This window comes from Streptomyces sudanensis (assembly GCF_023614315.1).
In the GTDB taxonomy this organism is placed as follows: Bacteria; Actinomycetota; Actinomycetes; order Streptomycetales; family Streptomycetaceae; genus Streptomyces; species Streptomyces sudanensis.
The window spans coordinates 1,802,903-1,813,332 of the sequence record NZ_CP095474.1 but is presented as its reverse complement, the minus strand read 5'-3'; the positions used below and the strand labels follow the sequence as shown (position 1 = coordinate 1,813,332).

10 protein-coding genes and 1 pseudogene are annotated in these 10,430 nt (G+C 73.2%); 3 read left to right on the top strand and 8 right to left on the bottom strand.

Going from position 1 to position 10,430, the window contains the following annotated elements; all coding sequences use genetic code 11:
* Nucleotides 1-86: 86 nt before the first annotated feature.
* The gene (locus MW084_RS08400) at nucleotides 87-524 is read right to left on the bottom strand and encodes a MarR family winged helix-turn-helix transcriptional regulator (RefSeq protein ID WP_010475357.1); all 438 of its coding nucleotides are present in this window, start codon (nucleotides 522-524) and stop codon (nucleotides 87-89) included.
* Nucleotides 525-614: 90 nt separating this feature from the next.
* On the opposite strand from MW084_RS08400, the gene MW084_RS08395 reads away from it, so the two are divergent.
* Both MW084_RS08395 and MW084_RS08390 read left to right on the top strand, forming a co-directional pair.
* Nucleotides 615-1,634, top strand: a complete 1,020-nt coding sequence (locus MW084_RS08395; protein WP_010475359.1) for an NADP-dependent oxidoreductase — start codon at nucleotides 615-617, stop codon at nucleotides 1,632-1,634.
* A 339-nt stretch (nucleotides 1,635-1,973) separates the two neighbouring features.
* On the top strand, nucleotides 1,974-2,807 hold the full coding sequence (locus MW084_RS08390; protein ID WP_010475361.1) for an EI24 domain-containing protein: 834 nt from the start codon (nucleotides 1,974-1,976) through the stop codon (nucleotides 2,805-2,807).
* On the opposite strand, the gene MW084_RS08385 is transcribed toward MW084_RS08390, so the two are convergent.
* Nucleotides 2,804-3,526, bottom strand: coding sequence for a carbon-nitrogen hydrolase family protein (locus MW084_RS08385; protein ID WP_010475363.1), 723 nt, complete (start codon nucleotides 3,524-3,526; stop codon nucleotides 2,804-2,806). The genes MW084_RS08390 and MW084_RS08385 overlap by 4 nt on opposite strands.
* Before the next feature lie 195 nt (nucleotides 3,527-3,721).
* A pseudogene (locus MW084_RS08380) lies at nucleotides 3,722-4,485 on the bottom strand (SGNH/GDSL hydrolase family protein); the annotation flags it as partial.
* Nucleotides 4,486-4,896: 411 nt separating this feature from the next.
* Here MW084_RS08380 and MW084_RS08370 point away from each other — a divergent pair.
* Entirely contained in the window at nucleotides 4,897-5,391 is a 495-nt protein-coding gene (locus tag MW084_RS08370; protein WP_010475368.1) for a DUF3145 domain-containing protein, read from the top strand.
* A 114-nt stretch (nucleotides 5,392-5,505) separates the two neighbouring features.
* Here MW084_RS08370 and MW084_RS08365 read toward each other — a convergent pair whose 3' ends face one another.
* The 5 genes from MW084_RS08365 to MW084_RS08345 form a co-directional block, all read right to left on the bottom strand.
* Nucleotides 5,506-6,768 (bottom strand): beta-ketoacyl-[acyl-carrier-protein] synthase family protein, encoded by a 1,263-nt coding sequence (locus tag MW084_RS08365; RefSeq protein WP_010475370.1) that lies wholly within the window; start codon nucleotides 6,766-6,768, stop codon nucleotides 5,506-5,508.
* 65 nt (nucleotides 6,769-6,833) lie between these two features.
* On the bottom strand, nucleotides 6,834-7,082 hold the full coding sequence (locus MW084_RS08360; protein ID WP_010475373.1) for an acyl carrier protein: 249 nt from the start codon (nucleotides 7,080-7,082) through the stop codon (nucleotides 6,834-6,836).
* A gap of 83 nt (nucleotides 7,083-7,165) precedes the next feature.
* Nucleotides 7,166-8,167: a ketoacyl-ACP synthase III gene (locus MW084_RS08355; RefSeq protein ID WP_010475375.1), complete on the bottom strand. Its 1,002-nt coding sequence runs from the start codon at nucleotides 8,165-8,167 to the stop codon at nucleotides 7,166-7,168.
* Nucleotides 8,168-8,190: 23 nt separating this feature from the next.
* Entirely contained in the window at nucleotides 8,191-9,114 is a 924-nt protein-coding gene (locus MW084_RS08350) for an ACP S-malonyltransferase (RefSeq protein ID WP_010475379.1), read from the bottom strand.
* Between the two features lie 89 nt (nucleotides 9,115-9,203).
* Nucleotides 9,204-10,388, bottom strand: a complete 1,185-nt coding sequence (locus tag MW084_RS08345) for a PucR family transcriptional regulator (protein WP_255115437.1) — start codon at nucleotides 10,386-10,388, stop codon at nucleotides 9,204-9,206.
* Nucleotides 10,389-10,430 lie beyond the last annotated feature (42 nt).

The following is a 10,430-nucleotide window of genomic DNA, read 5'->3' as shown; positions in this document are numbered from 1 at the left end:
GAGATGTGCCCCGACGCCCACGCCCACACCGGCCCCCGAGCCGTCGGAGGAGTGCACCCGCTGGCTCCTGTGGTGCTTCTGACCCGTCAGGGCACCGCGGGTTCGCCCAGCATGCGGCGGAGGAGGTCCCGCAGCAGGGCCCGCTCCGCCGCGGAGAGGCCGGCCAGCGGCTCCCGGGCGAAGTCCAGGGCCTCCCGCAGCCGGCGCGCGGTCCTGCGGCCCTCCTCCGTCGGGGCGGCCAGCTTGACGCGGCGGTCGGCCGGATCGGGCCGCCGCTCGACGAGGCCGCGGGCCTCCAGGCGGTCGACGATGCCCGTCACGTTGGACGGCTCGCACCGCAGGGACACGGCGATGCGCCGCATCGGCAGCGGCTCCAACGCCAGCAGGCTCAGGACGCGCGCCTGGGCACCGGTCAGCGAGTGCCGGGCGGCGGCGTGCTCGTACTCCTCGTGGTAGCGGGCCACGACCGTGCCGATGAGTTCCACGACCTCGCAGGTGAGCGGGTCCGTGCGCGTACTGGGCATGTCCACCAGCCTACCCGTTTGCTTGACAGGGTGAAATATCGAGGGGCATGGTTGTTTCATACGGTGAAGTAGATTCTGGAGGCACGCAGCATGTCCGCACTCCCGGCGTCCGGCCGTGAATGGCACCTGGTCTCCCGCCCGGACGGCCTGCCCGTCCCCGAGGACTTCGCGCTCCGCGAGGCGCCCGTCGCCGCCCCGGGCGAGGGCCGCGTCCTCGTCCGCAACCTCCACTTCTCGGTGGACCCGTACATGCGCGGCCGGATGAACGACGTGAAGTCGTACGTCCCGCCGTTCCGGCTGGACCACCCCATGGAGGGCGGCGCGGTCGGCGAGGTCGTGGCCTCCGCCGCCGAGGGCTTCGCGGTCGGCGACCACGTGCTGCACGGCCTGGGCTGGCGGGAGTACGCCGAGGTCGAGGCGGAGCGCGCCGTCAGGGTCGACGCCTCCCTCGCGCCCCTCACGGCGTACCTGGGCGTGCTCGGCATGACCGGGCTGACCGCCTACGCGGGCCTCTTCGAGACGGCCTCCTTCAAGGAGGGCGACGCCGTGTTCGTCTCCGCCGCGGCCGGCGCCGTCGGCAGCCAGGTCGGCCAGATGGCCCGGCTGAAGGGCGCCTCCCGCGTGATCGGATCGGCCGGTTCCGACGAGAAGGTCCGGCTGCTGCTGGAGGAGTACGGCTTCGACGCCGCCTTCAACTACAAGGACGGCCCGGTGGCCCGGCAGTTGCGGGCCGCCGCCCCCGACGGCATCGACGTCTACTTCGACAACGTCGGCGGCGAGCACCTGGAGGCGGCGATCTCCTCGCTGAACGTCCACGGCCGCGTCACCGTCTGCGGCATGATCGCCCAGTACAACGCCACGGAGCCCCCTCCCGCCCCGCGCAACCTGGCCCAGGTCATCGGCAAGCGGCTGCGGCTCCAGGGCATGCTGGTCAGCGACCACTCCGACCTGCGCCCCCGCTTCGTCGAGGAGGTCTCCGGCTGGCTGCGCTCGGGCGCCCTGAAGTACCACGAGACGATCGTCGAGGGCGTGGAGAACGGCGTGGACGCCTTCCTCGGCCTGCTGCGCGGCGACAACGTCGGCAAGATGGTCGTCTCGCTCGCCCGCTGATTCCCCCGGGAGCCCCGGCCCCGCGCGACCGTCCCGCCCCCGGGGGCGTCGAAGGGCGCGGCACGCGGGCCGCGCCGGCCTCGCGACAGGTGCGAAGACCCCGTCGCCGGTCCCCGGGACGACGCCGATGCCCTCGGCCCGGGGCCCGGGCGCCCGCCTCCTCCGCGGGCGGCTGTCCGACTCGCAGGCCGGACGCCCCGCCCGCGGCCCGGAAGGCGCCCGGCTCCCCGGCCTCCCCGACGACGNTACGAGGCCCGGAGTTCGGCCGCTCCTGCCTCCGCCCGCCCTCCCGGACGACGTCGGCCGAGGGCCCGCCGGCACCCCCGATAGGGTGACTCCATGCGTGATCTCGGCAAGGGTTTCGGCTTCCTCCTGCAGGGCCAGCGATGGGTCGGCCGCCACGGCCGCTGGCTCGGACTCGGGCTGCTGCCCGGCCTCGTGGCACTCGTCCTGTACCTCGGCGCGCTGGTCGGCCTCGCCTACGGCGCCGACGACCTGACCGCGTGGGCGACCCCGTTCGCCGACGACTGGTCGTCGCCCTGGCAGGGCCTGTTCCGGGGGTTCCTCACCGCCCTGGTCTTCGCCCTCGCGCTGCTCCTCGCGGTGGTCACCTTCACGGCGGTGACGCTGCTGGTGGGGCAGCCGTTCTACGAGTCGCTCTCCGAGGCGGTCGACCGCTCCGAAGGCGGCCGCGTCCCGGAGTCCGGGCTGCCGTTCTGGCGCGAACTGTGGATCTCCGCCCGCGACAGCCTGCGCATCGTCCTGCGGGTCGCGTTCTACGGGATCCTGCTGTTCGCCCTCGGATTCGTCCCGGTGGTCGGCCAGACCGTCGTCCCCGTGCTCGGCTTCTGCGTCTCGGGGTACTTCCTCACCGAGGAGCTGACCGCCGTCGCGCTGCAGCGCCGCCGCCTGGAACTGAAGGAGCGGCTGCGGCTGCTGCGCGGCCACCGCATGATGGCCCTCGGCTTCGGCGTGCCGCTGGCCCTCGCGTACCTGGTGCCGTTCGTCGCCGTCTTCCTCATGCCGGGGGCCGTCGCGGGCGCCACCCTGATGGCCCGCGAACTGGCACCGGAACCGGAGGGCGAACCGCATCCGGGACCCGCCGCCGGGCCCGGGGCGCCCGCTCCCGCCCCGTACGGGCTCCACGAAGGCCGGGACGCGGGCCCGCGCTAGCCGACGGCGGCGCGCACCAGCCCGGGCTCGGCCGGGTCCGCCTCGGCCAGCAGCCCGCCGTCCGGCCCCCACACCGCGCTGCGCCCGCAGCCGGTCCAGGACCCGGCGGCGCCCACGTGGTTGGCGAGGACCACGTACAGCCCGCTCCGCCGGGCGATGGCCGGATAGACCGTCGCCCGCTCGTGCACGCCGCCACCCGTCCCGTACAGGGAGCTCGCCAGGTACACCCGGCAGCCGTCCGCCGCCGCCCGCTCGCCCAGCTCGGGGCAGTGGCTGTCGAAGCAGGTGGCCAGCGCGAACCGGTGGCCGTCGAGGGTGAACCGCCCGTCGGAGGCGCCCGCCGCGAACACCTCGCGCTCCGCCTCGTACAGGTGCTGCTTGTCGTAGCGCGTGAGCGTCGCCCCGTCCGGGCCGATCACGTACGAGGTGAGGTACGGCCGCCGTCCGCCCGGTTCCCGGCCCGGCGCCGGTCCGTTGACGACGGCCGCCGCACCGGTCTCGCGGCATGCCTCCCGCACCGGGTCGAGCCGCGGGTCGTCCTCGGCCACCCACAGGCTCCGGTCGGCGGCGACGAGCCGCGGTTCGTAGCCGGTGAGGGCCAGTTCCGCGAAGACGACGACCCGGGCCCCGGCCGCCGCGCGGACCATGGCCGCCATCGTCCGGACGTTGGCCCGGACGTCGCCGGGGACGGCGGTGAACTGAGCCGCTGAAACGATCACAGGAGGATTATCCACGCCCGGCGCGGCGCTCCCGGCCGCACCCCGGGAACCGTACGCCCCCGGACTCCGGCCGCCCGGTCCCCGGAGATTCCGGTTCCCCGGCCGCATCCGCCCCGCCGTCCCCTCCGGGCGTCGGCGGCGTCCCGCCGGACGGGCCGGTTCCGCCCCTTGCCCGGTGGCCTCCGGCGCCGGGGCCTACGCGGGGGGCGAGGCGGCGGTGACGGTGCGGTAGGCGATCTCCGCCAGTTTCCCCTGTCCGTCCCGGCTGGGGTGGAACACGTCCCAGGGACTCAACTGCGTTCCGTCGAAGGCGTACGCGAAGACGGCGCCCCCGTCGTGCCGGCACCGCTCGTCGCGGGCGCAGACGTCCCGCAGCACCTCGTTGTACGCGATGACCCGCGCACGGACCCGCTCGCGGCGCTCCTCCGCCGCCGGGCCCAGGTCCTGGGCGTCGGCCAGCATCGACGCGCAGACGCCCAGCTGCCACACCTGCCGGCCCACCGGGTGGTCCCGCCCCGTCACCCACAGCCGCCGCAGGTCCGGGATGCTCGCCACGTACACCTGTGTCCGCGGCGCCGCCCGCCGCAACCGGGCCATCGCCGTCTCGAACGACGCCCGGAAGTCCGCGACCGGCGTCATCAGATCGGCGGACGGGCGGCAGGCGTCGTTCGCCCCCACCATCACCGCCACCAGACCGGGCTTCCTCCGCGCCGCCGACTCCATCTGCTCGGGCAGTTCGGCGACGCGCGCCCCCGACCGGGCCAGGTTCCAGCTGCGGGACGCGAGCGCGGGCGCACCGAGCAACCGCAGTGCCAGGCTGTTCACCCGGATGTCCGAACCGGTGGCCCACGAGGCGTTCGGACAGTCCGTCAGCAGTTCGCAGGCGTCGAATCCGCGGGTGATGGAGTCGCCGACCGCGGCGACGGAGGCCGGCCGCGGGTTCCACGGGGACGTGGGGGNGGGGAGGGCCGTACCGCGGCCGGGCGGCGCACCGCGTCCGCGGCGTCGTCGTCCGCGGGGGAGGAGACGCATCCCGACAGGACGACACCGCAGATCAGGGCCGCCGTGAGGGCGGTGCCACGGCGGACGCGGCCGGCTTCGGAGGGGCGCTGCGGCCCGGCGGCGGAGCGCCCGGGAGCGGTGTTCCGGCGAGGGGGAGCCTGGTGTCTGGAGGCCACGGACCGACCGTACGCCATCCCGCGCGCGCCGGCGCACGGTAGCTTTTCCCCGTCGAACCAGAGGCGCCCGAACGACCGGCTTCGGTAAATTACATCACGTCATAACTTGTCCTTTTTGCGGTATTTTGCTTTCGATGTTGTTTACTGAGGCCGCTGGGAGAAGGCGAACCTCGTCCCACACTGGAGGTCCCGGTGACGACACGTGGAGTCCTGTACGTCCACTCCGCGCCGCGTGCGCTGTGCCCGCACATCGAATGGGCGGTCGCGGGGGTGCTCGGTACGAGAGTCCAGCTCGACTGGATCCGGCAGCCGGCCTCGCCGGGCACCTGGAGGGCCGAACTCTCCTGGCAGGGCGAACCGGGCACGGCCTCCCGGCTGGCCTCCGCCCTGCGCGGCTGGCGGATGCTGCGGTTCGAGGTGACCGCCGAACCCTGCCCCGCCGCCGAGGGGGAGCGCTACAGCGCCACCCCCGACCTGGGCATCTTCCACGCGGTCATCGGCGTCCACGGCGACATCATGGTCCCCGAGGACCGGTTGCGCGCCGCCATGGCCCGCTCCGCGCAGGGCGGGGCCCCGCTGGAGGCCGAGCTCGCCGGACTCCTCGGCAAGCCCTGGGACGACGAACTGGAGCCCTTCCGGTACGCGGGCGAGGGCGCCCCGGTCCGCTGGCTCCACCAGGTCGTCTGACCCCCCGTCGGACCGGCTTCCTCCCGCGCCCCGCGAGGCCGCCCCGGTCCCGGCGGCGGAACGCCGAGAGGTCCCCGCGATCACGCGGGGACCTCTCGGCGTTCTGCGGACGCGTCAGACCGTGCGGAAGGCGAGGATCGCGTTGTGGCCGCCGAAACCGAACGAGTTGTTGATCGCCGCGATCGTGCCCTGCGGCAGCGCCCGGGGCTCGTCGCGCACGATGTCCGCGTCGACCTCCTCGTCCAGGTCGTCGACGTTGATGGTCGGCGGGGCCGTGCGGTGGTGCAGCGCCAGGACCGTCGCCACGGTCTCGATGCCGCCGGCGCCGCCCAGCAGGTGGCCCGTCATCGACTTGGTCGCGGAGATCGCGACGTGGTCGAGGTCGTCGCCGAAGACCTTGCGCAGCGCCTTCACCTCGGCGACGTCGCCCGGCGGCGTCGACGTGGCGTGCGCGTTCAGGTGCGCGACCTCCGACGGCTTGAGGCCCGTGGAGTCCAGCAGGTTCTGCAGGGCGGCGGCGATGCCCCGGCCGGTGGGCTCGGGCTGCGCGATGTGGTGGCTGTCGGCGGACAGGCCCTGCCCCAGCGCCTCGCAGTACACCCGGGCACCGCGCGCCGCGGCGTGCTCCGCGGACTCCAGGACGACCACACCCGCGCCCTCGCCCAGCACGAAGCCGTCACGGGCCTTGTCGTACGGGCGGGAGACCTTCTCGGGGTCGTCCTCGTTCTTGGACATCGCCATCATGTTGGCGAACGCCACGATGGGCAGCGGGTGGATGGCCGCCTCGGTGCCGCCCGCCACGACCACGTCGGCGCGGCCGGTGCGGATCATCTCGATGGCGTAGCCGATGGCCTCCGCGCCCGACGCGCACGCCGACACCGGGGTGTGCACGCCCGCCTGGGCGTTCACCTCCAGGCCGACGTTGGCGGCGGGGCCGTTCGGCATGAGCATGGGCACCGTGTGCGGCGAGACCCGCCGGGCACCCTTCTCCTTCAGTACGTCGTACTGGTCGAGCAGGGTCGTCACACCGCCGATGCCGGAGGCGATGACGGAGCCGAGCCGCTCCGGACGGACCTCGCCGTCCTCACCGGCGGGCCCGGAGAAGCCCGCGTCGGCCCACGCCTCGCGGGCCGCGATCAGGGCGAACTGCGCGGAGCGGTCCAGCTTGCGGGCCAGCGGCCGCGCCAGGACCTCCGAGGGGTCGACGGCCGTGCGGGCCGCGATCCGGACGGGCAGGTCGGCGAAGCGCTCGCCTTCGAGGTGCCTGACGCCGGAGCGCCCGGCCACCAGACCCTCCCAGGTCGAGGTGGCATCGCCACCCAGCGGTGTGGTTGCGCCGATACCGGTGACGACCACGGTGTGATTGGTCGAGCTCACGGGAATTCTTCTCCACATGTGTGAGGTATGCGTGAATACGGCGCCACCGCTGGGTGGCGACCCGGTCAGGCCTGGTGCTTGAGGATGTACTCGGCGGCGTCGCGGACCGTCTTGAGGCCCTTGACGTCGTCGTCCGGGATCTTCACCGAGAAGCGCTCTTCGGCGGCGACGACGACCTCGACCATGGACAGGGAGTCCACGTCCAGGTCGTCCGTGAAGGACTTGTCGAGCTCGACGTCCTCGGTGGGGATGCCGGCGATCTCGTTGACGATCTCGGCGAGACCCTCGACGATCTCTTCCAGGGTGGCGGCCATGTTGGCGCTCCTTCGATGTATGGCTCTGTGCTTGGCAGAGGATGTGACGGCGTTCCGCCCGTACGGAGATCGGAACGGTTGCCTCAGGGGAGGGTAACGACCGTCGCGGCGTAGACGAGCCCCGCCCCGAAGCCGATGACGAGTGCGGTGTCACCGCTCTTCGCCTGCCCGGTCGCCAGGAGCCGCTCCATCGCGAGCGGGATCGAGGCGGCCGAGGTGTTGCCGGTGGTCTCCACGTCGCGGGCGACCGTGACGTGCTCCGGCAGCTTCAGCGTCTTCACCATCGAGTCGATGATCCGCATGTTGGCCTGGTGCGGGATGAAGACGTCCAGGTCGGCCGCGGTGATGCCGGCCGCGTCGAGCGCCTGCTGGGCGACCTTGGCCATCTCGAAGACGGCCCAGCGGAACACCGCCTGGCCCTCCTGCGTGATGGCGGGGAACTTCTCCACCGTGCCGTCGCGGTAGTCCGTCCACGGCACGGTCTGCTTGATGGTCCCCGACTTGTCGCCCTCGGAGCCCCAGACGGTCGGGCCGATCGCGGGCTCCGCGGACGGGCCGACCACGACCGCGCCCGCGCCGTCGCCAAACAGGAAGGCCGTGGCCCGGTCGTCCAGGTCGGTCAGGTCGCTGAGCCGCTCCACGCCGATCACGAGGACGTACTCGGCGGACCCCTCGACGACCATGCCCTTCGCGAGGGTCAACCCGTACCCGAAGCCGGCGCAGCCCGCGGAGATGTCGAACGCGGCCGGCCGGCTCGACGTGAGCCTGTCGGCGATCTCGGTGGCGACCGCGGGGGTCTGCCTGAAGTGCGACACGGTGGAGACGATGACGCCGCCGACCTGGTCGGGGCCGATCCCGGCGTCCGCGAGGGCCTTGCCCGCCGCCTCGACCGACATCGCGGTTACGGTCTCCTCGGGCGACGCCCAGTGGCGGGTCGCGATACCGGAGCGCGAGCGGATCCACTCGTCCGAGGAGTCGATCCTCTCCAGGATCACCTCGTTCGGCACGACACGGGTCGGACGGTAGCCGCCGACACCCAGGATGCGCGCGTACGGGGCTCCCTTGCTGGGCCTGATCTTCGCCATGCTCTCTGGCTCCTTGCTCCGGTTCAGGAGACGACGCCGGCGTGCTCGGCGATGAGCGCCCGCGCCGCGTCGAGGTCGTCGGGGGTCTTGAGCGCGAGAGTTCCGACGCCGGGAAGGGCCCGCTTGGCGATACCGGTCAGGGTGCCGCCCGGGCACACCTCGACCAGCGCGGTCGCGCCGAGCCGCTGGAACGTCTCCATGCACAGGTCCCAGCGGACCGGATTGGCCACCTGGCCCACGAGCCGGGTGACGACCTCGGCGCCGGTGGCGACGGCCTGCCCGTCCTTGTTGGAGACGTAGACGACCTTCGGGTCCGCCGGGGCGACGTCCCGGGCGGCCTTCTCCAACTCGGCCACGGCGGGCGCCATGTGGTGCGTGTGGAACGCGCCGGCGACCTTGAGCGGCATCACCCGGCGGACCCCCTCGGGCTTGTCCTCCGCCAGCGCGGCCAGCTGCTCCTCGGTGCCGGCGGCGACGATCTGGCCGGCGCCGTTGACGTTCGCCGCGGTCAGGCCGAGCTTACGAAGGTGCTCCAGGGTGACCTCGGGGTCGCCGCCGAGCAGCGCCGACATGCCGGTGCGGGTCACGGCGGCGGCCTCGGCCATCGCCAGACCCCGGGCGCGCACGAGGCGCAGCGCCGCCGTGTCGTCGAGGACGCCGGCGAACGCGGCGGCGGTGATCTCGCCGACGCTGTGGCCCGCGACCACGTCCGGGACGGCCTCGCCGAGCGCGGCGGCGGAGAGCAGGCCCGCGGCCACCAGCAGCGGCTGGGCGACCGAGGTGTCGCGGATCTCCTCCGCGTCGGCCTTCGTGCCGTAGTGGGCCAGGTCCAGTCCGATGGCCTCCGACCACGCGCCGACACGGTCGGCGGCGCCCGGAAGATCGAGCCAGGGAGTCAGGAAGCCGGGCGTCTGAGCGCCTTGGCCGGGAGCGACGAGTACGAGCACTCTCACACTCTCTCTTGTGGACGGTCCTGAACGCCCGTGAGGACTGGCACGAAGAACCGTCGGGTGAATTGTTGATCCCCCACAAAACCCTAGAGCTGTGTCTCGCTGTCGGTCAGACGCCCCAGGATCAGCGCGATACGCAGTGTGAAGGCCGACCGCACGTCGGACGGTGACCAACCCGTGACATCGGTCACACGTCGAAGCCGGTAGCGCACGGTGTTGGGGTGCACGAACAGCATCCTCGCGGCTCCCTCAAGGCTACTGGCCTGCTCCAGGTACACGCTCAGGGTTTCCAGCAGAGCCGAGCCGGCCTCTTCGAGCGGCCTGTAGATCTCCTCCACCAACTGCTCGCGCGCCGAGGGGTCCGAGGCGATCGCGCGCTCCGGCAGCAGATCGTCCGCGAGAACCGGCCGGGGCGCGTCCTGCCAGGCGGAGCACGCCTTCAGCCCGGCCGCCGCCGCCTGCGCGGACCGGGTCGCCGCCAGCAGGTCCGGCACCACCGGACCGGCCACGACGGGCCCCGCCGCGTACGGGCCGATCAGCGCCTTCGCCACGGCCAGCGGATTGTCGCTGCCCCCCGCGATCACCACGAGGCGGTCGCCGAGCACACCGGTGAGGACCTGGAGCTTCGCGTAGCGGGCGGCACGCCGGATCGCCTCGACGGTCAGCTCGCTGTCACCGTCCGGGGCGGTGCCGAGGATCACGCACACGTGCTCCGGCGAGTTCCAGCCGAGGGCGGCGGCCCTGCTGACCGCGCCCTCGTCGACCTCGCCGGACAGCACCGCGTTCACGACGAGGGACTCCAGGCGCGCGTCCCACGCACCGCGGGCCTCGGCGGCCTGCGCGTACACCTGCGCCGTCGCGAAGGCGATCTCCCGCGCGTAGACGAGCAGCGCCTCGCGGAGCACGGACTCGTCGCCGGGAGCGGCGACCTCCTCGATCGCCGACTCCATGACCTCGATGGTCGTACGGACCATCTCGACGGTCTGGCGCAGGGTGATCGCCCGGGTCAGCTCGCGCGGCGCCGTGCCGAACACGTCGGTGGAGATCGCCTGCGGGGCCTCCGGGCGCCGGAACCACTCGGTGAACGCGGCGATGCCGGCCTGCGCCACCAGGCCGATCCAGGACCGGTTCTCCGGGGGCATCGCCCGGTACCACGGCAGCGTCTCGTCCATGCGGGCGATGGCGCTGGCGGCGAGCCTCCCGGACGACTGCTCGAGTCGCTTGAGGGTCGCCGCGTGAGGGTGGGCGTCGTTCACTGAGGGATCGGGCACGGGACAAGACTGCCTCATCGTGACGGCGGCCGGACCAGCCGG

What these genes read in the sequence shown, in the direction of transcription:
- MW084_RS08400 (WP_010475357.1), bottom strand. Translation starts at nt 524, where the DNA reads ATGCCCAGTACGCGCACGGACCCGCTCACCTGCGAGGTCGTGGAACTC.
- MW084_RS08355 (WP_010475375.1), bottom strand. Translation starts at nt 8,167, where the DNA reads ATGGCGAAGATCAGGCCCAGCAAGGGAGCCCCGTACGCGCGCATCCTG.
- MW084_RS08360 (WP_010475373.1), bottom strand. Translation starts at nt 7,082, where the DNA reads ATGGCCGCCACCCTGGAAGAGATCGTCGAGGGTCTCGCCGAGATCGTC.
- MW084_RS08390 (WP_010475361.1), top strand. Translation starts at nt 1,974, where the DNA reads ATGCGTGATCTCGGCAAGGGTTTCGGCTTCCTCCTGCAGGGCCAGCGA.
- MW084_RS08395 (WP_010475359.1), top strand. Translation starts at nt 615, where the DNA reads ATGTCCGCACTCCCGGCGTCCGGCCGTGAATGGCACCTGGTCTCCCGC.